The 20,800-nt window shown below is 40.1% G+C and carries 21 protein-coding genes and 1 tRNA gene; 15 read left to right on the top strand and 7 right to left on the bottom strand.

Translation table 11 applies throughout. The features are described 5' to 3' along the window. Nucleotides 1-6: 6 nt before the first annotated feature. The 6 genes from mnmE to rpmH all read right to left on the bottom strand — a co-directional run bounded on the left by mnmE (nt 7) and on the right by rpmH (nt 4,232). Nucleotides 7-1,386, bottom strand: coding sequence for a tRNA uridine-5-carboxymethylaminomethyl(34) synthesis GTPase MnmE (gene mnmE, locus CRO04_RS20055; RefSeq protein WP_097006022.1), 1,380 nt, complete (start codon nt 1,384-1,386; stop codon nt 7-9). A 93-nt stretch (nt 1,387-1,479) separates the two neighbouring features. Next, nucleotides 1,480-2,145, bottom strand: a complete 666-nt coding sequence (jag, locus tag CRO04_RS20050; RefSeq protein ID WP_097006021.1) for an RNA-binding cell elongation regulator Jag/EloR — start codon at nt 2,143-2,145, stop codon at nt 1,480-1,482. Nucleotides 2,146-2,157: 12 nt separating this feature from the next. Further along, nucleotides 2,158-3,438: a YidC/Oxa1 family membrane protein insertase gene (locus CRO04_RS20045; RefSeq protein ID WP_097006020.1), complete on the bottom strand. Its 1,281-nt coding sequence runs from the start codon at nt 3,436-3,438 to the stop codon at nt 2,158-2,160. A 19-nt stretch (nt 3,439-3,457) separates the two neighbouring features. Then, the gene (gene yidD / locus CRO04_RS20040; protein ID WP_097006019.1) at nt 3,458-3,673 is read right to left on the bottom strand and encodes a membrane protein insertion efficiency factor YidD; all 216 of its coding nucleotides are present in this window, start codon (nt 3,671-3,673) and stop codon (nt 3,458-3,460) included. 4 nt (nt 3,674-3,677) lie between these two features. Beyond that, nucleotides 3,678-4,025, bottom strand: coding sequence for a ribonuclease P protein component (gene rnpA, locus CRO04_RS20035; RefSeq protein WP_097006018.1), 348 nt, complete (start codon nt 4,023-4,025; stop codon nt 3,678-3,680). Between the two features lie 72 nt (nt 4,026-4,097). Next, nucleotides 4,098-4,232: a 50S ribosomal protein L34 gene (rpmH, locus tag CRO04_RS20030; RefSeq protein WP_013274848.1), complete on the bottom strand. Its 135-nt coding sequence runs from the start codon at nt 4,230-4,232 to the stop codon at nt 4,098-4,100. 226 nt (nt 4,233-4,458) lie between these two features. Here rpmH and CRO04_RS27505 point away from each other — a divergent pair, with 226 nt between their 5' ends. From CRO04_RS27505 to CRO04_RS20020, 3 genes are read left to right on the top strand one after another with little or no spacing between them, the layout of a single operon-like run. Beyond that, nucleotides 4,459-4,716: a family 43 glycosylhydrolase gene (locus tag CRO04_RS27505; RefSeq protein ID WP_242974572.1), complete on the top strand. Its 258-nt coding sequence runs from the start codon at nt 4,459-4,461 to the stop codon at nt 4,714-4,716. Continuing rightward, nucleotides 4,643-5,194 carry a family 43 glycosylhydrolase gene (locus CRO04_RS20025; protein ID WP_242974570.1) on the top strand — a complete coding sequence of 184 codons (552 nt, stop codon included), beginning with the start codon at nt 4,643-4,645 and terminating at the stop codon, nt 5,192-5,194. Before CRO04_RS27505 ends, CRO04_RS20025 begins: the two co-directional genes overlap by 74 nt. Continuing rightward, nucleotides 5,170-6,240, top strand: coding sequence for an MGH1-like glycoside hydrolase domain-containing protein (locus tag CRO04_RS20020; RefSeq protein ID WP_242974568.1), 1,071 nt, complete (start codon nt 5,170-5,172; stop codon nt 6,238-6,240). Before CRO04_RS20025 ends, CRO04_RS20020 begins: the two co-directional genes overlap by 25 nt. Before the next feature lie 46 nt (nt 6,241-6,286). Here CRO04_RS20020 and CRO04_RS20015 read toward each other — a convergent pair whose 3' ends face one another. After that, complete coding sequence (locus CRO04_RS20015; RefSeq protein ID WP_097006016.1) at nt 6,287-6,916, bottom strand: ECF transporter S component; 630 nt, start codon at nt 6,914-6,916, stop codon at nt 6,287-6,289. 457 nt (nt 6,917-7,373) lie between these two features. Between CRO04_RS20015 and dnaA the strand changes: the two genes are divergently transcribed. The 12 genes from dnaA to CRO04_RS19955 all read left to right on the top strand — a co-directional run bounded on the left by dnaA (nt 7,374) and on the right by CRO04_RS19955 (nt 20,498). Further along, nucleotides 7,374-8,747, top strand: a complete 1,374-nt coding sequence (gene dnaA / locus CRO04_RS20010) for a chromosomal replication initiator protein DnaA (protein WP_097006015.1) — start codon at nt 7,374-7,376, stop codon at nt 8,745-8,747. 258 nt (nt 8,748-9,005) lie between these two features. Further along, complete coding sequence (dnaN, locus tag CRO04_RS20005) at nt 9,006-10,127, top strand: DNA polymerase III subunit beta (RefSeq protein ID WP_097006014.1); 1,122 nt, start codon at nt 9,006-9,008, stop codon at nt 10,125-10,127. 68 nt (nt 10,128-10,195) lie between these two features. Then, nucleotides 10,196-10,402, top strand: a complete 207-nt coding sequence (locus CRO04_RS20000; RefSeq protein ID WP_097006013.1) for an RNA-binding S4 domain-containing protein — start codon at nt 10,196-10,198, stop codon at nt 10,400-10,402. Between the two features lie 114 nt (nt 10,403-10,516). Next, a complete protein-coding gene (recF, locus tag CRO04_RS19995) occupies nt 10,517-11,602 on the top strand; it encodes a DNA replication/repair protein RecF (protein WP_097006012.1) in 1,086 nt (361 codons plus the stop codon). Nucleotides 11,603-11,624: 22 nt separating this feature from the next. After that, nucleotides 11,625-13,538, top strand: coding sequence for a DNA topoisomerase (ATP-hydrolyzing) subunit B (gyrB, locus tag CRO04_RS19990; protein ID WP_097006011.1), 1,914 nt, complete (start codon nt 11,625-11,627; stop codon nt 13,536-13,538). Nucleotides 13,539-13,552: 14 nt separating this feature from the next. Then, on the top strand, nt 13,553-16,108 hold the full coding sequence (gyrA, locus tag CRO04_RS19985; RefSeq protein WP_097006010.1) for a DNA gyrase subunit A: 2,556 nt from the start codon (nt 13,553-13,555) through the stop codon (nt 16,106-16,108). 94 nt (nt 16,109-16,202) lie between these two features. Next, nucleotides 16,203-17,528, top strand: coding sequence for a hemolysin family protein (locus CRO04_RS19980; RefSeq protein ID WP_097006009.1), 1,326 nt, complete (start codon nt 16,203-16,205; stop codon nt 17,526-17,528). Nucleotides 17,529-17,641: 113 nt separating this feature from the next. Beyond that, nucleotides 17,642-18,070, top strand: coding sequence for an RrF2 family transcriptional regulator (locus CRO04_RS19975; RefSeq protein ID WP_097006008.1), 429 nt, complete (start codon nt 17,642-17,644; stop codon nt 18,068-18,070). Nucleotides 18,071-18,182: 112 nt separating this feature from the next. Then, nucleotides 18,183-19,025: a fumarate hydratase gene (locus CRO04_RS19970; RefSeq protein WP_097006007.1), complete on the top strand. Its 843-nt coding sequence runs from the start codon at nt 18,183-18,185 to the stop codon at nt 19,023-19,025. Nucleotides 19,026-19,051: 26 nt separating this feature from the next. Next, the gene (locus tag CRO04_RS19965; RefSeq protein WP_097006006.1) at nt 19,052-19,603 is read left to right on the top strand and encodes a Fe-S-containing hydro-lyase; all 552 of its coding nucleotides are present in this window, start codon (nt 19,052-19,054) and stop codon (nt 19,601-19,603) included. 8 nt (nt 19,604-19,611) lie between these two features. Further along, nucleotides 19,612-20,325, top strand: a complete 714-nt coding sequence (locus CRO04_RS19960) for a lysophospholipid acyltransferase family protein (RefSeq protein WP_097006005.1) — start codon at nt 19,612-19,614, stop codon at nt 20,323-20,325. 85 nt (nt 20,326-20,410) lie between these two features. Beyond that, nucleotides 20,411-20,498 (top strand) — tRNA-Ser (locus CRO04_RS19955). The last annotated feature ends 302 nt before the right edge of the window (nt 20,499-20,800 follow it).

Raw genomic sequence — 20,800 nt, 5'->3', positions numbered from 1 at the left:
TAATCCTTACTTGCCCATACAGAATTTGCTGAATATCTCATTGACCAGATCATCCTCCACGGACTCTCCAAGAATGATTCCAAGCTGTTCATACGCATCCATCAAGTCAATAGAATAGAAGTCCTCAGACATTCCGTCATGTATGCTTTGTTCCACCATACCAAGACTTCTTAAGGCTTCTTCAAGTGCATTTTTCTGTCTTACATTTGTGATATAAACCTGGTCATTAAAATCAATTTCACCCTCATAGAACATAGTCTTAATTTCATGTTCCAGCTCCTCGATACCGGAGCGGTTTCTGGCGGAAACAGTTATCACCTTATGACTGGTTCTCTTATTTAACATGTCAGGTGTTACAACCATGGAGAGATCTGATTTATTTAAAACAATGACCGCTTTCCTGTCTTCAATGAAAGCCAGAATTTCCTCATCATTTACATCAAGCGAACAGGAACCATCCACCACATAGATGATTAAATCAGCCCCCTCTGCTGCATGTCTGGCCTTTTCAACCCCTATCTTTTCAACTATATCCTCAGTATCACGGATTCCGGCCGTATCAATCACATTCAGGCTTAAATCTTCCAGCATGATCTGTTCCTTTAATGTATCCCTGGTCGTTCCTGCTATATCGGTCACGATTGCACGATCCTCTCCCACCAGAACATTCAGCAGTGAAGATTTCCCGGCATTGGGTTTTCCCAGAATTACCGTCTCAATACCTTCTGAAAGAACTCTTCCATTCTCAGAGGAACGGATCAGCCTCTTTAGCTCCTCCTTTAAAGGAATAACCGCCTGAAGAAGAGTCTCATGATAACCATCCAGAGAGATATGCTCCGGGTCATCCAGAGCCGACTCAATAAATGCAATATGATAGATAATAACTTCTCTCAATGCACGGACGCGCTTAGATACAGCTCCCTCCAACTGACTGACCGATGATTTTAATGCATACTGGTTTTTTGCATTTATTACATCAATCACTGCTTCTGCCTGCGTTAAATCAATCCTGCCACTTAAAAATGCCCGTTTAGTGAATTCTCCTGGCTCAGCCGGCCTTGCTCCATATTTCAAAACGGTCTCCAGTATCTTTTTTGTTACCAGAATGCCACCATGACAGTCAATCTCAACCGTATCCTCTCCGGTATAACTGCCAGGTCCTTTCATAATTAATACAAGAACCTCATCAATCAGTTCATCTCCATCATAAATAAATCCATAGTGAACCGTATGAGATTTTTGATCCGAAAGCTTTTTAACCCGTTTCCCTTTTCCTTTAAAAACCCTGTCTATAATCTGAAATGACTCCTCGCCGCTGATTCTCACAATTCCGATTCCGGAACTGGACATCGCTGTGGCGATCGCCGCTATCGTATTCATCTTCATATTCTGCCACCTATTGTACGCCAGCGAATATACCGGCGTGAGAAAAGGGGTGAGGGTGCCTTCCGACAGCCCCAACCCCTCATTGTTGTTTGACTATTTATCTCGATCCTGATACCGTTCTTTTTTAATATGTTCCTTTTTCAAGGATATCACCACATGTCTGAATGGTTCTTCCCCATCACTTCTCGTTACAACAAACTTGTCATTCTGAAGTGCGGAGTGTATAATTCTTCTCTCATATGGATTCATAGGTTCCAGAGAAACCGGTCTTCTGGTACGCTTTACCTTATAAGCAATGTTCTTAGCCAGAGTTTCCAGCGTCTCTTTTCTCCGCTCCCTGTAATTCTCCGTATCCAGTTTCACGCGGATATAATCTTCGCTTTCCTTATTAACAACAAGACTAACCAGATACTGCAGGGAATCCAGAGTCTGACCACGCTTTCCAATCAGGATTCCCATATCATCACCAGACATGTTGATGGAGAGTTCCCGTTCCCCTTCATCAAATTCTGTTTCCAGAGAAACAGTTAAATCCATTGCACCAAATACATCGGAAAGAAAAGTCATTGCCATGTCCTCCAAGGTTTCTTTCTTCCTTGCACGGATAACAGCTGGCTTTGAACCGATAAATCCCAGAATACCATTACTTCCTTTATCAACAATCTCATACTCCAGTTTATCACTGGTTGTCTCCAGTTGGATTAATGCTTTTGTAATTGCTTCATCAACGGTTTTTGCTGAAACTGTAATCATATCCATAGGTCACCCCTCCTATTTGCTGTGCTTTTCGTTGTACTTCGAAACCATACGTGCCTTTGCAGAAATGCTGTTAGGATCAGAGCTTCCAGCTTTATAATAATCTGTGGATGCCTTCACCTGCTCCTTTGCTTTTTCCATCTTAGCATTAAGTTCTTCTTCTGCTTTCTCATTAGAAGCCTGAAGATTCTTAAGGCTGGCTGTGGCATTCTGAGAAACACGCTGGGGCGGAAGACCTTTCTTCGCACGTTTTTTATTCGCTTTATCCAGATTCTTCTTAATCATCTCATCCATATCGATGCTGTTTAAGTGACGATTTACCAAAACCTGCTGAATGATCTGGAATACGCTGGAAGCGATCCAGTAAATACCAATACCAGAAGCAAATGTGAAACAGAAGAATACAGACATCAGAGGCATTACCGTATTCATACTCTTCATGGACTGTGCCATTGCATTTCCCTCATCTGCACCCTTCGAAGGCTGGTTCACAGTCATAAGTTTCGTGCTGAACCACTGGCTTGCACCTGCCAGAACAGGTATCAGAATAGCCAGACTTAAATGGAATCCGCCTCCGCTTGGAAAAATAACACTTGCCGGTGTTGAAGCAAGATTAATTCCAAGAAATGAATTCATATGCTCAATCTGAGCAGCATTGGTGGCAATAGTATCCTGGATGGTTGGATAGAGATCCTTTAAAGCATTCCATTGATCCGGATTCAGCTGATATAAAAAATCTACCATACCATTGCTGGTATTCAAATCTCCGATTCTTGACATCGTAACTTTGTGATCTGAAGCAAACTGTGTCAGCTGTGCAACATGATCTCCTCCAAGAGAAGTAATTGCAGTTACTACATTAACGAAAACAGCTTTCACACTCTGTACATAAGCAGGAATATGATAAATAACCTGATAAAGAGCAAACAGAATAGGCATCTGGATCACCAGCTGAACACAGCCTCCGGTCATGGATGTCCCATACTTTTCATAGACTGCCTGCATCTCCACATTCTGTTTTCTCATGGATTCCTGGTCAGTTTTTCCTTTATACTTTGCCTGAACGGCTGTAAGTTCCGGCTGCATAACGCTCATCAGCTTAGATGATTTCTGCTGTTTTAAGGTCAGCGGGAACATTAAAAGCTTTGTTACGAGAGTAAATAAAATAATACATAAACCAATATTCTGGATACCAACTGCAGAGGTCATCTGGAAAAGCAAATCCATGATTACACCCAGAACAGTTGCAAAAGGTCCCAGAACGCCTCCTACCTTAGTGAGTACTAAGAATTCCAATGAACTACCTCCTCATCAACTACGGAACTGGATCATAACCGCCTTTTGCAAAAGGATTACACCGAATAATTCTTTTGCAAGCCAAAAACGTACCTTTTAACACACCATACTTTTGGAGTGCCTCAATGGCGTATTGAGAACACGTAGGTGTGTAAATACAGTGAGTTCTTACTTTCAGTGGAGACAGAAATTTCTGATAACCCCTGATCATTAAAATCATGATTTTTTTTACCATAAGATCACTTCGATTCTTTTTTTAAAATGTTATGAAGTCCGCACAAGTGCAGATATGCACTTTCGATTGTCTTGTATTTTTCTTCTTTCGCCGATGTTCTCACAACGACCACGATGTCTAATCCTGTCTCAACCATATCTTCATGAAGCCTGAAGCTTTCTCTGATTAATCTGGTTATATGATGCCTTACAACACTGTTTCCTACCTTCTTGCTTACCGAAATACCGATTCTTGTATCCGGCCTGTCCGTCTTTAACACATACATGACAAGAAGTCTGTTAGCAAGGGATTTTCCACTCTGATATACTTCTTTAAAATCCCTGTTTTTTTTAATCGAATTAAAATGTTTCATTCAAATCTTTCCTTTTCCGTTTATCTGGAATTTGAGAAAAGAAAAGGCCACAATTACTTGCGGCCTGGTCCATTAAGCTGATAATTTTGCTCTTCCTTTTGCTCTTCTGGCAGCTAAAACTTTTCTTCCGCCTGGAGTGCTCATTCTGGCTCTGAAACCATGAACTTTTGATCTCTGTCTCTTTTTTGGCTGGAACGTCATTTTCATAATATACGGACACCTCCTCTTGTTACAATAGCTTATCATAGGCAATATGATGAAACATATTGAGACTATTTTAATTAAACATCATATCAATTATATAGAACAAAGCATGGTTCGTCAAGGGAAAAATATAAGTTTTCATTTGACTTCTATTATTTTCCACATTCCGGATTTTTACAGTATAATAAATAAAACTATATAACTTTCAAAAAAAGGATGGGGTACTGCAATGAAAAGTGAAGAAATTAATATCAGAGATCCTTATGTACTGCTCTCAAAAGGTATCTATTACCTTTATGGAACAAGAGCCAAAACCTGCTGGATGGCCGCTTCCGGCTTCGACTGCTATACCAGCACAGACTTAATAAACTGGGAGGGCCTCTACGAAGTATTTCATAAACCGGAGAATTTTTATGCAGACAAGAACTGCTGGGCTCCTGAAGTTCACCATTATAAATGGTTCCTATTATATGTTTGCAACCTTTAAAGATACAACAATAACTGGTGGAACTGCCATTTTAAAAGCAGACCATCCTCTGGGACCATTTACCCTGCAGAGCAATAAACAGATAACTCCGGCTGATTGGGAATGCATTGACGGAACCTTTTATGTAAGCCCGGACGGAACTCCTTACATGATTTTTGTGCATGAGTGGGTTCAGATATCAGACGGATCCATCTGCGCTGTAAAACTAAGCAATGACTTAAAACATTCCATATCAGAGCCCCAGCTTCTTTTTCATGCATCTGAAGCAGCCAGCTGGATAGTCACAATTGATAATAAAAACAGACCCGGAAAACATTATGTTACAGATGGTCCTTTCCTTTACAGAACAAGCAACGGGCGGCTCCTTCTGCTGTGGTCGAGCTTTGGCAAAGAAGGCTATACCCAGGCCATTGCCTGTTCTGATAACGATTTGGCTGGAAACCCAGCCCATGGGTGGCGAAATGTACGCCAAACGTAATATGGAGGCAGGTCTTAATAACCAACTTCTATTTATGGAAAACTAGGGATTCAGACAGTGATGGCTGTCTGGAAAGCTGGTGCAAATACGACACAGGAGAAGATCATGCAATGCGCTATTATGATGCTCCCGATTCCTGGAGCGAAGAAACACCTCCAGCACATTGCAAAGCAGTACCCATGGCTTCTTTGGATGTTATGAGCTTTTCTTATTCTGCAAGAGAAACCTTATCCAGAATCAGTTCCATACAAGGAAACGAGAACCGTAAAAACAAGTGGAAGGAAAAGGCTGCATCCATCCAGAAAACCATCAAAGACTATCTCTGGATTGAATCAAAGGATGCCTGCTTTGATCGTGATAAATATCACCGGACACTGAATGTTTTAATCCATAATAATTTAAGAGCCATGTACTGGAACAGCTTTACTGACTCCATGGCCCAGCGTTTCGTAACAAAACACTTATTAAATCCAGACGAATTCTGGACATATATGCCGCTCCCCTCCGTCGCGGTTAATGATCCTCTTTTCCGCAATATAAAAACCAATAACTGGAGCGGACAATGTGAGGCATTAACCTATCAAAGAGCTATCCGTGCATTAGAAAATTACAATTTTGATTTTCTCATTCCAAAACTGGGAGAAAAACTATTTCAAGCTATTGGGGATTCCTGTATTTTCGTCCAGCAATACGATCCTTTTACAGGAGCTCCATCCTTAATATCGCTGGATGGTCTTCAGGATTCATACGGACCTGCCATGTTATCCGTTATGGAATATACTTCCCGTATGTTTGGCATACACCTGGAGCAAAACCTTGTCTTCTGGGGAACTTATGGAGAATATGAAAGCAGCTATGAGCAGATCTGGGGAAACCACTCATTTAAAATCATAAATTCAAAAATAAATTCACATGCCTATATTGATGATAAAGAAGTATTTCAGTCAGGAAAAAATTTAAAAATCATTACAGATCTGGAGGGAAATCTTCTTTATATAAAGAAACTAGCTGTAAACGCTGATGTAAATAACATAAAAGTATACTGATTAAAAAAAAAGCCTCCGGTTTGTATCCCGGAGACTTTTTCATCTATTAATTTCTCATTACCTTTAAAAGCGCCTGGGTTATGGCAACCGTTAAAATTGCCGCCACAATTGCCTCCGGAATTCCATTGATACAGATGATGCCAATAATCACTGTATAAATTCCCTCCGTCAGCCCCTTAGCTGCCTGACCATACTCTTTACCAAAAAGAAAATAAATCAGATTCATTACCAGCAATGTGTTGGTTAATGATCCGGCAACTCCCGCCGCCGCAAGCGCTGCGGTCATTCTCATCTTACTTCCCTTTAAGGCTTTTAAAACTCCCTTAAATACGTAATATGCCACAATTCCAATCAGAATTCTAGGCACCATGCAGATAATCAGACTTCCCAGATTGCCTCCATACTCTCCCACTTTTATAAATGGTGAGAATACAAAGGATGTCGGATTTGGCATGTTGGTGTTTTTCCAAAGACTTGTCAGTCCAAAGATCATCCCCAGAAAACCGCCATATTTTGGTCCAAGTAAAATGGCTCCAATAATGACCGGTACGTGAATGATGGTGGCGTTCATAAATCCCAGCGGAATATATCCAAAGGGCGTAAACGCCATGATGATGATAAGAGCAACAAATATAGCTGCCAGTACCATGCTGCGTGTTTTGTTTAGTGAATTCATAGTTTTCCTCCTGTGCTACTGTTCTTTGAAAAGATACAATGCATCTGGTTACAACTGCATTATACATAATACACCATTATCCGTCAATGCTGTTATATAATCGACATCCCTTTGTTAATTTACATAAAGTTATCAACATAATGGGGATAACTTGTGGATAACTCTCTGGATAGTATCTTGATAACCTTTTTTTGTGCACAAGCCTGTCCTGAACATTTTGATAAATTCAGTATTTCCCGGATGTGAATAACTTAACTTTTAAAATCCTGTTTTTTGTGGACAACTTTCTCTCTGGATGTTTATCAACAATCCATACACAGGCTATTCACACCTCTTTCACACACTTATCCACAATTTTTTACTATTATCATTGAAAATTATTACAAAATAGTATAGAATGAACTGTAGATTGGGCTAATGCGCATATTTGCATTTTAATAGATGTAGGAGACATACAATGTTAGAAAAGTTAAAGGAAAAATGGGACGAAATCTTATTGAATTTAAAAGAAGAGCACGAAATTACAGATGTTTCTTTCAAAACCTGGCTTCTCCCGCTAAAAGTTTATGCCGTTGACGGAGAAAAGGTAATCGTCACGGTGCCGGATGTCGAATTCCTGGGATACATCCGCAAAAAATACGGGTTTCTTCTAAAAATAACCATAGAAGAAGTAACTGGTTTTGAATGCAGCGTTGATTTTGTTGTGGAAAATCAGATTCAAAAGGAAGCTCCCACTCCTGCAGGCAATACACTGATTACAAATACAGTGAATGCTGTCAGTCAGTCCGCAATTATAAACGCGAATTTAAATCCAAAATATATCTTCGACACCTTTGTTGTAGGTGCTAATAATAACCTGGCACATGCAGCTTCCTTAGCAGTTGCTGAATCTCCCGGTGAAATTTATAACCCTCTTTTCATTTACGGAGGTGTTGGACTGGGGAAAACCCATTTAATGCATTCCATCGGTCATTTCATATTAAAGAACAATCCGAATGCAAAGGTTCTCTACGTGACCAGTGAAAAATTCACCAATGAGCTGATTGATGCGATCCGAAACAAGAATAACTTCTCTCCCACCGAATTCAGGGAGAAGTACAGAAATAATGATGTTCTTTTAATCGATGATATTCAGTTTATTATAGGTAAGGAAAGTACACAGGAAGAATTCTTCCATACATTTAACGCATTATATGAAGCGAAGAAACAGATTATTATATCATCTGATAAACCGCCAAAGGAAATTGAGACTCTGGAAGAACGTCTCCGTTCCCGTTTTGAATGGGGCTTAACCGTGGACATACAGTCCCCTGACTACGAAACCAGAATGGCCATTCTTCGTAAAAAAGAGGAAATGGAAGGCTATAACATCGACAACGAGGTAATCAAATACATAGCTACAAACATCAAATCCAACATCCGGGAGCTGGAAGGCGCCCTGACCAAAATCGTTGCACTCTCACGCCTTGACAATAAGGAAATCACCGTAGAGCTGGCTGAAGAAGCCCTAAAAGATATTATATCCCCCAATGATAAGCGGGAAGTTACACCGGAACTGGTTATTCAAGTAGTTGCTGACCACTATGGACTGACTCCGCTAGATATCTGTTCTCAAAAACGAAACAAGGAAATCGTATATCCCCGCCAGATTGTGATGTATCTCTGCCGTGATATGGTTGGAACTCCACTGCAGATGATTGGAAAATTCCTGGGAGGAAGAGATCATACCACCATCATTCATGGGATTGAAAAGATTTCCGGCGATGTAAGCAAGAATGAAACCTTAAGTAACACCATTGAGATATTAAAAAAGAAAATTAATCCACAATAGGGTGTGAATCATCTGTTAATATCATGTGGATAATTAAGCGTATCACAAGTGTTCTGATCAGGCTGTGGATAACCTTTCATTTTTCCTCCTGTTTTGTGGACGTTATTCACATGGTTATAAACAGGACAACTCAAGACTTTATAACGGTTATCAGGGCTTTTACACAAACCCACAGCCCCTACTACTAATACGACGAAATTAAACTATATTATTTATCTATCTATCGTTATTTTAAGAGCAAAGGAGTTATCAACAATTATGAAACTGACATTTAAGCAGGATGCCATTTTAAATGGTATTAATATTGTATTAAAAGCAGTTCCCAGCAAGACAACCATGAACATCCTGGAATGCATCTTTATCGATGCCAGTGGTTCTGAGATTAAACTCACTGCCAATGATATGGAACTTGGCATTGAAACTAAGGTGGAAGGAACCATCCTGGAAAGAGGTAAGATTGCTCTGGAAGCCAAGCTTCTTTCCGAGATTGTCAGAAAGCTCTCCTCTTCTGGTGATTCTATGGTAACCATTGAAAGTGATGAGAAGTTTACGACCACCATCTCCTGTGACAACTCAATTTTCCATATACAGGGTCGGGATGGTGAGGAATTTGCTTATTTACCTTATATTGAGCGGGATCATTATATCTGTTTATCCCAGTTTTCTTTAAAAGAGGTGATCAGGCAGACCATCTTTTCCATTGCACCCAATGACAGCAATAAGATGATGACTGGAGAACTGTTTCAGGTTACCGGAAACCAGCTGAAAGTGGTCTCTCTGGATGGTCACAGGATCTCCATCCGAAATATTGAATTAAAAGATACCTATCGTGATATAAAAGTCATTGTTCCTGGCAAGACTCTAAATGAAATCAGCAAGATTCTCGGAGGAGATAACGAAAAAGAAGTTCTCATCTTCTTCAGCACCAACCATATCCTGTTTGAATTCGATGATACAATCGTCGTATCCCGACTGATTGAAGGGGATTACTTCCGAATTGACCAGATGTTGTCCAGTGATTATGAAACTAAGGTCAGTGTAAACAAGAAAGAACTTTTAGACTGCCTTGACCGGGCAACCATCCTGGTGAGAGAAAACGATAAAAAACCTCTTATTATTAATATCGAAGATCAGGAAATGGAACTGCGTATGAATTCCAGCTTCGGATCCATGAATGCCCAGGTGGAAACTCATAAAACCGGAAGTGACATCATGATTGGATTTAATCCAAAGTTCCTGATCGATGCATTAAGGATCATTGATGATGAAGAAGTAACAATATATATGTTAAATCCCAAATCCCCCTGTTTTATACGGGATGAAGAGGGAAAATACATTTATCTGATTCTTCCTGTTAATTTTAACGCAGCAGCGGTTTAAAATTATTGCAGGAGCGTCCTGCGGACATACCTTTATGTCCAAAAAAACGTGGACAAGAAAGAGGAAACATGGAGACTATTAAATTAAGAGATGAGTATATTAAGTTGGGACAGGCTTTAAAAGCTGCGGGTCTGGTAGGATCCGGTGTTGATGCAAAGTTTGTCATTGAGGATGGTCTTGTTTCCGTAAATGGAGAGACTGAGTATCAGCGTGGAAAGAAATTAAGAAGCGGAGATATAGTGACCTTTGACGGCAATAGTATAAGAATTGAGTAATACTATAAGATCATACCTTTATGTCCAAAATACGTGGACAATAGAAAGGAACGCCCTACGGGCATACCTTTATGTCCAAAATACGTGGACAATAGAGAGGAAAGTATAACATCCATGATCATTGAATCGATAGAGCTTAAGAATTATCGCAACTATGATGAATTACATATGGATTTTAGTCCGGGGACTAATATACTCTATGGGGACAATGCCCAGGGGAAAACCAATGTCCTGGAAGCGATCTATGTCTGTGCTACGACAAAATCCCACAGAGGCAGCAAGGATAAGGAAATCATTCAGTTTGACAGGGATGAGTCGCATATCAAGCTAAACATCAGAAAGAATGACATCCCATACCGGATTGACATGCATTTGAAAAAAAATAAAGCTAAAGGTGTAGCGGTAAATGGAGTTCCCATCCGTAAGGCCAGCGAATTATTTGGAATCGTCAACGTTGTATTTTTTTCTCCGGAAGACTTAAATCTCATAAAAAACGGACCGGCAGAAAGACGCCGGTTCGTTGACATGGAATTATGTCAACTAAATAAGCTGTATGTACATTCATTGGTCCAGTATAACCGGATTGTGACGCAGCGAAATAAGCTGTTAAAAGATCTGGCATTTCATCCGGACTATGAAGAAACACTGGATATATGGGATATGCAGCTGGTGCAGTATGGGAAAGAGATCATTCTGTACCGAAAGGAATTTGTTGAAAGGCTGGGAATGATTATAGACCCCATCCATCAAAAGCTTTCCGGTAATAAAGAATCTCTACAAATTCTCTACGAACCGGATGTAGAGGCAGATTCCTTTGAAGAAACATTAAGAAGAAGCAGAAATCAGGATTTAAAGCAGAAAACCACTTTGACAGGCCCCCATAGGGACGATTTAAGTTTCCTGGTTAATGGCATCGATATCAGGAGGTTTGGTTCTCAGGGACAGCAGCGGACGGCAGCTTTATCATTAAAACTAGCAGAAATAGAACTGGTAGAAAACATTGTACATGATTATCCCATACTTTTGTTGGATGATGTATTGTCTGAACTGGATAACAGCAGGCAGAATCAGTTACTGGCAGGAATTAATCATATACAGACCGTTATTACCTGTACAGGTCTGGAAGATTTTGTAAATAACAGATTTCAGATTGATAAGATATTTAAAGTAATAAACGGTACCGTAGACAATGAAAATTAGATTCAGGAGGAAGCGTACAAATATGAGTCAAGAATATGGTGCAGATCAAATCCAGATATTAGAGGGGCTTGAGGCAGTAAGAAAGAGACCCGGTATGTATATCGGCAGTACATCAATCAGAGGACTTCATCATCTGGTATACGAAATCGTAGATAACGCGGTGGATGAGGCTCTTGCAGGATACTGCGACAGCATAGAAGTAGTTATTCACAATGACAACTCCATAACAGTTGTGGATGACGGACGTGGAATCCCTGTAGGAATTCAGAAAAAAGCTGGAATCCCCGCTGTTGAAGTAGCATTCACAATCCTTCATGCCGGCGGAAAATTCGGCGGTGGAGGATACAAGGTATCCGGTGGACTTCACGGAGTAGGTGCATCAGTTGTAAATGCCCTTTCTGAGTGGCTGGAAGTAGAGATCCGTACGGAAGGAAAGATCTATAAGCAGCGTTATGAGAAGGGGAAAACCATGTATCCTCTGAAGGTAATTGGAGATTGTTCTCCTGAGGAGCATGGAACTACCGTAACATTCCTTCCTGATAAAGATATTTTTGAGGAAACGGTTTATGATTATGATACTTTAAAAGTACGTCTTAGAGAAACTGCTTTTCTGACGAAAAACTTAAAAATAATTCTTCGTGATGAAAGAGAAGAATCTCATGAGCATGTATTTCATTACGAAGGCGGAATTAAGGAATTTGTCACCTATTTAAACAAAGGTAAAACACCTCTTTATGATCAGGTATTTTACTGTGAAGGAACAAAAGATGGTGTATACGTGGAAGTAGCCCTTCAGCATAATGATTCCTATACAGAAAATATTTACAGCTTTGTAAATAACATCAATACGCCAGAAGGCGGAACCCATCTGGTTGGATTTAAGAATGCACTGACAACTACGTTAAATGATTACGCCAGAAAAAATAAGCTGTTAAGAGAAAGTGAAGCCAATCTCTCCGGAGAAGATATCCGTGAAGGTATGACTGCTATTATCAGTGTAAAGATTGAAGAACCCCAGTTTGAAGGACAGACCAAACAGAAGCTTGGTAACAGTGAAGCAAGAGGTGCGGTAGACGGTCTTTTAAGAGAACAGCTGACTTATTATCTGGAGCAGAATCCAGGAATTTCAAAGACGATCTGTGATAAATCCATACTGGCACAGAGAGCCAGAGCAGCTGCCAGAAAGGCAAGAGATTTAACCAGAAGAAAGACAGCGCTTGAAGGTATGGCACTTCCAGGCAAGCTTGCGGACTGTTCTGATAAGAATCCGGAAAAGTGTGAGATTTATATCGTCGAGGGAGACAGTGCCGGCGGATCTGCAAAAACAGCCCGGTCCAGAAATACCCAGGCCATTCTTCCTTTGCGCGGTAAGATTCTAAACGTGGAAAAAGCCAGACTGGATAAGATCTACGCCAACGCGGAAATCAGAGCCATGATTACGGCTTTCGGAACTGGTATTCATGATGATTTTGATTTAAATAAATTAAGATACCATAAAATTATTATCATGACGGATGCCGATGTTGACGGCGCTCATATCAGCACCCTGCTATTGACCTTCTTATACAGGTTTATGCCAGATCTGATCAAAAAAGGTCATGTATATATGGCACAGCCGCCATTATATAAAATTGAGAAAAATAAAAGAGTATGGTATGCTTACAGCGATGAAGAACTGGATTCCATCTTAAAAGAGGTGGGAAGAGACAATAACAATAAGATTCAGCGCTACAAAGGTCTGGGAGAGATGGATGCAGAACAGCTTTGGGAAACCACCATGGATCCGGAAAGAAGAATTCTTTTAAGAGTGAATATGGATGAAGATTCCCAGTCCGAGATGGATTTAACATTTTCAACTCTGATGGGTGACCAGGTAGAACCAAGACGTGAATTTATCGATGCGAATGCCAAATACGTACAGAATCTTGATATTTAATTGGAGGAAATAAAATGGAACCAAATATCTTTGATAAAGTTCATGACGTGGACTTAAAAAAGACCATGGAAAAATCGTATATCGATTATGCCATGAGCGTCATTGTTTCCAGGGCGCTGCCGGATGTCCGAGACGGATTAAAACCGGTTCAGAGAAGAGTCCTGTATTCCATGATAGAGCTCAACAACGGTCCGGATAAGCCACATCGTAAATGTGCCCGTATCGTTGGTGATACCATGGGTAAGTATCACCCTCATGGTGACAGCTCTATTTACGGAGCCCTGGTTAATTTAGCACAGGAATGGTCCACCAGATATCCACTGGTAGACGGGCATGGAAACTTCGGTTCTGTGGATGGAGACGGAGCAGCTGCCATGAGGTATACGGAAGCCCGTTTAAGTAAGATTTCCATGGAAATGCTTGCAGATATTAATAAAGATACCGTTGATTTCAGTGCGAACTTTGATGAGACAGAGAGGGAGCCGGATGTGCTTCCCTCCCGTTATCCAAATCTTCTGGTTAATGGTACATCAGGCATTGCAGTAGGTATGGCTACCAATATTCCTCCCCATAATCTGAGAGAGGTCATTGGAGCTGTTGTAAAAATTATAGACAACCAGGTGGAAGAAAACAGAGAGACCACTATGGAAGAGGTTCTGGATATTATTAAAGGACCCGACTTTCCTACAGGTGCAACCATCCTGGGAAAAAGAGGAATCGAAGAGGCATACCGTACAGGAAGAGGTAAGATTCGTGTAAGAGCTGTCAGTGATATCGAAGCAATGCCCAACGGAAAGAGCCGTATTATCGTAACAGAACTTCCTTACATGGTAAATAAGGCACGTCTGATTGAAAAAATTGCTGAACTGGTAAAAGATAAAAGAATTGATGGTATTACGGATCTGCGTGACGAATCAGACCGTACCGGTATGAGAATCTGCATTGAACTCCGCCGTGACGCAAATTCCAATGTTATTTTAAACCAGCTGTTAAAGCATACCCAGCTTCAGGATACATTCGGTGTAAATATGCTGGCTCTTGTAAAGAATAACTCTGGTGTACTGGAACCAAAAGTGTTAAATCTGGTCGAGATGTTAAAATACTATCTGGATCACCAGAAAGAAGTTGTAACCAGAAGAACCAGATACGATTTAAACAAAGCAGAAGAACGGGCCCATATCTTGGAAGGTTTGCTGATTGCACTGGATAATATTGATGAAGTGATACACATCATCAGAGCATCCCAGAATGTACAGATAGCAAAAGCAGAACTTATGAACCGTTTCGGTTTAAGCGATCCTCAGTCTCAGGCTATCGTTGATATGAGATTAAGAGCTCTTACCGGTCTGGAAAGAGAGAAACTGGAAAACGAATACAAAGAGCTTGAGATAAAAATTGCTGAATTAAAGGCCATCCTTGCAGATGAGAAAAAGCTTCTGGGAGTAATCAAAGAGGAGATCAGCATCATTTCCGCAAAATATGGAGATGACAGAAGAACCTCCATTGGCTTTGATGAATTCGATATGTCCATGGAAGATTTAATTCCTGAAGAGAATACCATCGTAGCAATGACAAAACTTGGTTACATCAAGAGAATGTCCGTAGATAATTTTAAGAATCAAAACCGGGGAGGCAGAGGTATTAAGGGTATGCAGACCATCGATCAGGACTACATCGAAGATCTGATAATGACAACAACCCATCACTATCTCATGTTCTTTACCAACACGGGAAGGGTATACCGGTTAAAAACATATATGATTCCGGAAGGAAGCCGGACCTCCAGGGGAACGGCCATAGTAAATCTCCTTCAAATGCTTCCCGGAGAAAATATTACAGCCATTATTCCAATGAAAGAATATGATGATGGCAAGTTCTTATTCATGGCTACCAAAAACGGTATGGTTAAGAAAACCCCGATGATGGATTACGCTAATGTCAGAAAGAACGGACTTCAGGCAATTGTTCTCCGTGAGAATGATGAGTTGATTGAAGTTAAAGCTACTGATGATACGAAAGATATATTCCTGGTGACCCAAAAAGGTCAGTGTATCCGGTTCCACGAAAAAGATGTGCGCATTACAGGCCGTGTTTCCATAGGTGTAATCGGTATGAAACTGAATGATGATGATCAGGTAGTCGGTATGCAGATGGACTCTCAGGGTCCAAAACTATTAATTGTCTCTGAAAATGGAATGGGCAAAAGAACTCCTATTGATGAATTTACTCCACAGAGGAGAGGCGGAAAAGGTGTTCTGTGCTATAAGATTACAGAGAAAACTGGAGATATAGTAGGAGCTAAGCTGGTTCAGGATGATCATGACCTGCTTCTCATTACAACAGAAGGTATAGTAATCAGGATATCGGTGAATGATATTTCTGTTATTGGCAGAAATACATCCGGTGTTAAACTGATGAACATTGATCAGGATTCCGATATCTTTGTTGCAAGCATAGCAAAGGTCAGGGACGACGGAAGTAAATCCGAAGGAGAAGGTTTAGATGAACTGGATCTGGAAGATGCAGAGGAAATTCCGCAGACAGACGAAATCTCTGATACAGAAGAATAAAAGTAACACGAACGAAGACTCAGGCTGCAGTAATAGATATTTTACTGCACCCTGAGACTTTTTCTTTCATACAAAATAAAGGAGGAATATAAACTTGGGAACGGACCCTGGCGCGTCTCAGATAACCGCACAGATTTTATTGCTCATTGCCCTTACAATAATGAATGCATTTTTTGCAGGGGCAGAAATGGCCGTGGTATCGGTCAATAAAAACAGAATCCGCATGTTAGCAGACGGCGGAAACAAAAAAGCAACCCTCATTCAGAAGCTTTCAGAAGATTCCACAGGATTCTTATCAACCATCCAGGTAGCAATTACATTTGCAGGTTTTTTCTCAAGTGCTTCAGCAGCAACCGGTATTTCCCAGGTTCTGGGAAATAAGCTGGATTTATTAAATGTACCTTATGCAAGAGGGTTATCTATGGTGGTAGTCACAATTCTTCTTTCCTACTTTAATCTGGTTTTCGGAGAGCTGGTACCAAAACGAATTGCCCTGCAGAAGGCTGAACAATTCAGTCTTTTCGCAGTAAGGCCCATTTATGTTATATCGAAAGTTATGTCACCGTTTATCAGACTGTTATCGTTATCCACCAACGGTGTGTTAAGATTATTTGGAATGAAAACGGAAAATCTGGAGGAGGAGGTTTCGGAAGAAGAGATCAGATCCATGCTTCAGACCGGAAGGGAAAGCGGAGTATTTAACAAGATAGAAGAACAAATGATAAAATCCATATTTCTCTTTGATGATAAAAAAGCCAGAGAAATTATGATTCCAAGACAGGATATGGTAACCATTGATATTGCTCAACCCATGAATAAAATACTTCATAAGATATTAAATACCAGGCATTCCAGAATTCCTGTGTATGAGGGTGAGGCTGATAATATTATCGGAATATTATCAATGAAAGATTTTACAATAGAAATGAGCAGGACGGATCTGGAAGACATTGATATCCGGACAATACTCCAAAGACCATATTTTATACCGGAAAATAAGAAAACCGATGACCTGTTTCTTGAAATGCAGAAAAATAATCGGAAGATGGCTGTATTAATCGACGAATATGGAGGGGTCACAGGTCTTGTAACAATGGAAGATTTAATTGAAGAGATTGTGGGAGATATTTATGATGAATATGAAGAAGCCAAACCACAGCTCACAGAACTGGAGCCATTCGTGTTTCGCGTATCAGGAAGTATTTCACTTTATGATCTTGAAGAGATTCTACACGGAAAAATTGATTCGTCATGCGATACACTTTCAGGATATTTAATAGAATCGTTGGGCTATATTCCAATGGAAAACCAGATTCCCATGGAGTTGGAGGATGATAAAAATCATTATACAATCCTTGAACTGGATGATCGTGTAATTAAAGAAGTTATTATACGTATAAAAGATAAAAGGGAACAGTGACTTTATTTTCCGTATCCTGCCCTTGACAATTACATGACAAATTGGTAAGATACGAACTGAAACTACAATTATTACAGATAAAGATGCAAGATTTATGAGAATGGGGGATTAGCATGACAAGTGAATTTGCAGTAGCTGTTCACGGACTGGTATATCTGGATCAGAGGAAAATTACCACATCCAGTGAAGAACTGGCTTCCAACGTCTGCACCAATCCTGCCCGCATCAGAAAAGTTATGGCAAAGCTGAAAAAGGCAGGTATCATTGCAACAAAAGAAGGTCTGGAAGGAGGATATCATCTGATTGGAGATCCGGATACGATAAATCTGAAGCAGATATGCGATGCACTTGATGTAGCCTTTGTATCGTCTTCATGGAAATCAGGAGACGTAAACAAACCCTGCATGGTAGCTTCCGGGATGTCCGGAGTGATGGATGAGATCTATGGAGAGCTGAATGATATATGCAGAAACAGAATGGAGCAGATTACGATCAGTGATATTCATGAAAAATTAATCCGGAACCGGCTTAAGATAGAGTAAGAGTAAGCAAGAGGGAGTGGTGAATGCCATTCCCCTTTTTTTATCTTGATTTCGTTATATGATTCGTATATGATTAAGTAAGAACAGGAGTAACAATTATCTGGAGGATACCATGATCAGAACCGTAAAAGCAGAAGAAATCACAAAGAATATTAAAGAAATGTGCATAGAAGCAAATCATGTTCTGTCAAAGGATATGGAAGAACTGTTTATGCAGTCAGCTAAAAAAGAAAAATCCACTTTGGGAAAACAGATTTTTGGACAGCTGAAAGAAAACTTAGACATAGCAAGAGAAGATCACATTCCCATATGCCAGGATACCGGTATGGCAGTCATATTTTTAAAAATCGGGCAGGATGTACATATAGAAGGAAACAACCTGACTGATGCCGTTAATCAGGGAGTTCGGGAAGGATATGCAGAAGGCTATTTAAGGAAATCCATAGTTGAACCAATAGAACGGATTAATACAAAGGATAATACACCAGCAGTAATACATTATGAGATTGTGCAGGGAGATGAGATTGATATCACTGTAGCTCCAAAAGGGTTTGGAAGTGAAAATATGAGCCGTGTTTTTATGTTAAAACCCGCTGATGGACTGGATGGAGTAAAGCAATCCATACTTACAGCAGTAAGGGAAGCAGGACCCAATGCATGTCCCCCAATGGTAGTAGGTGTGGGAATTGGAGGAACATTTGAAAAGTGCGCCCAGATGGCAAAGCATGCACTGACCAGAGATTTAAATGAAAAACCCTCCGTTCCATATGTAAGAGAACTGGAAGAAGAAATGCTAGTTAAGATCAATAAACTGGGAATTGGACCTGGAGGATTAGGGGGAACTGTAACTGCGCTCGCAGTCAATATTGAGACCTATGCGACCCACATAGCAGGCCTTCCTGTGGCTGTTAATATCTGTTGTCATGTAAACAGGCATGTTCACAGAATCTTATAGGAATAAACCAGATAAGGGAGGAAACCATGGATTATCATATGAAAGCTCCAGTCAGCAGAGAAGATGTTCAAAAATTAAATGCTGGAGATTATGTTTATCTTACAGGAACTATCTATACAGCCAGAGATGCTGCACATAAAAGAATGAAAGAGGCACTGGACAATAAGGAAGCACTGCCGTTCGATATGAAAGGTAATATTATTTATTATATGGGGCCATCACCAGCAAGAGAGGGGCGACCCATTGGATCTGCAGGTCCGACAACAGCCAGCCGTATGGACCGGTATACGCCCCAGCTTCTGGATTTAGGACTTGGAGCAATGATTGGGAAAGGAAAAAGAAGTAAGGAAGTAATAGATTCTATTATAAGAAATCAGTCTGTTTACTTTGCAGCAGTAGGCGGGGCAGGTGCACTACTTTCCAAATGCATCAGCACATCCAAGGTGATTGCATATGACGATCTGGGGACAGAGGCGGTCAGATGTCTGGAAGTTAAGGATTTTCCTGTAATCGTTGTGATTGACAGCAAAGGAAATAATCTATATGAAACTGCGATAGCACAATTTAGAGAGGAATAGACCATTTCATGAACCGAATTTTTTATATGGTAGTAAGAAATTTTTACAGGGTACCCGTTTGGTTTTATAAAATCCGTAAGATGGGCATTGAGGAAGAGAATTATACACACAAGGAGCGTTATGAATATATTCGTAATGTAGTAAAGAAAGTTAATAAGTCAGGTCGTGTGGAAGTTATCGTTCATGGAATTGAAAATCTGCCTTCTGAGAATGGTTTTATACTTTTTCCAAACCACCAGGGATTGTTTGATATGCTGGCAATTATGGAAGCTTGTCCCAAACCTCTAAGTGTAGTTGTAAAAAAAGAGGCAGCCAATCTGATTTTAGTAAAACAGGTTATAAAAGCTCTGGATGGTTTCTATATAGACCGGCAGGATATAAAAGCATCCTTAGAGATTATATCTAAGATGACAGCAGGGGTAAAAGAGAAGAAGAATTTTGTAATCTTCCCAGAGGGAACCCGTAGCAGGAATGGAAACCAATTACTGCCATTTAAGGGAGGAACGTTTAAAAGTGCGGTTAATGCCAGTTGTCCAATTATACCAGTTGCATTGATTGATAGTTTCAAGCCCTTTGATGAGAATTCTTCCAGAAAACTGAAAGTGGTAGTCAGCTTCTTAAAACCCATGTATTATGAGGATTATCAATACTTGAAGACAACCCGGATTGCTGAATTGGTACACGACAGAATACAGGAAGAAATAAATCAAAAAATGGGTTGACAAGTCGATTTATATCTTGTATAATTGTCAATGCGTCTGGAAAAGATATATTTGATAGACGAATCATATGGAGATTAAGAACTACGGAGAAATACTCAAGAGGCCGAAGAGGCGCCCCTGCTAAGGGTGTAGGTCGGGCAACCGGCGCGAGGGTTCAAATCCCTCTTTCTCCGCTCATTTCCAAATGATTATTTTTTTTCTTTTAGACAGTGAAAAAAGTAGTTGACATAGATGAAAACCTATGATACTATATACCAGCTGTCGAAAAACAGTAAAAAAGAAAATAAAAAAAGTGTTGACAAGACAGAAACAACATGATATACTAAATGAGTTGCTGTTGAGAGAGATAACAACACAAAGCACTTTGAAAACAGAAGATTGAACAGTATGTAAAACCCTGAAAATTCTAATAAATAAGCCATGTTTGAGTGGCTTTGAATGAGAAAATTCAGAACGAATACAAGTAATTGTATAC

The sequence above is a fragment of the Lacrimispora amygdalina genome (assembly GCF_900205965.1).
Taxonomy (GTDB): Bacteria; Bacillota; Clostridia; order Lachnospirales; family Lachnospiraceae; genus Lacrimispora; species Lacrimispora amygdalina_A.
Note: the sequence above shows the minus strand (reverse complement) of the source record. Positions and strands in the feature narration are given on the sequence as shown.

What these genes read in the sequence shown, in the direction of transcription:
- yidD (WP_097006019.1), bottom strand. Translation starts at nt 3,673, where the DNA reads ATGGTAAAAAAAATCATGATTTTAATGATCAGGGGTTATCAGAAATTT.
- CRO04_RS20025 (WP_242974570.1), top strand. Translation starts at nt 4,643, where the DNA reads ATGCAGACAAGAACTGCTGGGCTCCTGAAGTTCACCATTATAAATGGT.
- dnaN (WP_097006014.1), top strand. Translation starts at nt 9,006, where the DNA reads ATGAAACTGACATTTAAGCAGGATGCCATTTTAAATGGTATTAATATT.
- rpmH (WP_013274848.1), bottom strand. Translation starts at nt 4,232, where the DNA reads ATGAAAATGACGTTCCAGCCAAAAAAGAGACAGAGATCAAAAGTTCAT.
- recF (WP_097006012.1), top strand. Translation starts at nt 10,517, where the DNA reads ATGATCATTGAATCGATAGAGCTTAAGAATTATCGCAACTATGATGAA.
- jag (WP_097006021.1), bottom strand. Translation starts at nt 2,145, where the DNA reads ATGGATATGATTACAGTTTCAGCAAAAACCGTTGATGAAGCAATTACA.
- rnpA (WP_097006018.1), bottom strand. Translation starts at nt 4,025, where the DNA reads ATGAAACATTTTAATTCGATTAAAAAAAACAGGGATTTTAAAGAAGTA.
- CRO04_RS20015 (WP_097006016.1), bottom strand. Translation starts at nt 6,916, where the DNA reads ATGAATTCACTAAACAAAACACGCAGCATGGTACTGGCAGCTATATTT.
- gyrA (WP_097006010.1), top strand. Translation starts at nt 13,553, where the DNA reads ATGGAACCAAATATCTTTGATAAAGTTCATGACGTGGACTTAAAAAAG.
- CRO04_RS27505 (WP_242974572.1), top strand. Translation starts at nt 4,459, where the DNA reads ATGAAAAGTGAAGAAATTAATATCAGAGATCCTTATGTACTGCTCTCA.
- CRO04_RS19965 (WP_097006006.1), top strand. Translation starts at nt 19,052, where the DNA reads ATGGATTATCATATGAAAGCTCCAGTCAGCAGAGAAGATGTTCAAAAA.
- CRO04_RS19960 (WP_097006005.1), top strand. Translation starts at nt 19,612, where the DNA reads ATGAACCGAATTTTTTATATGGTAGTAAGAAATTTTTACAGGGTACCC.
- dnaA (WP_097006015.1), top strand. Translation starts at nt 7,374, where the DNA reads ATGTTAGAAAAGTTAAAGGAAAAATGGGACGAAATCTTATTGAATTTA.
- mnmE (WP_097006022.1), bottom strand. Translation starts at nt 1,386, where the DNA reads ATGAAGATGAATACGATAGCGGCGATCGCCACAGCGATGTCCAGTTCC.
- CRO04_RS19975 (WP_097006008.1), top strand. Translation starts at nt 17,642, where the DNA reads ATGACAAGTGAATTTGCAGTAGCTGTTCACGGACTGGTATATCTGGAT.
- CRO04_RS20000 (WP_097006013.1), top strand. Translation starts at nt 10,196, where the DNA reads ATGGAGACTATTAAATTAAGAGATGAGTATATTAAGTTGGGACAGGCT.
- gyrB (WP_097006011.1), top strand. Translation starts at nt 11,625, where the DNA reads ATGAGTCAAGAATATGGTGCAGATCAAATCCAGATATTAGAGGGGCTT.
- CRO04_RS19970 (WP_097006007.1), top strand. Translation starts at nt 18,183, where the DNA reads ATGATCAGAACCGTAAAAGCAGAAGAAATCACAAAGAATATTAAAGAA.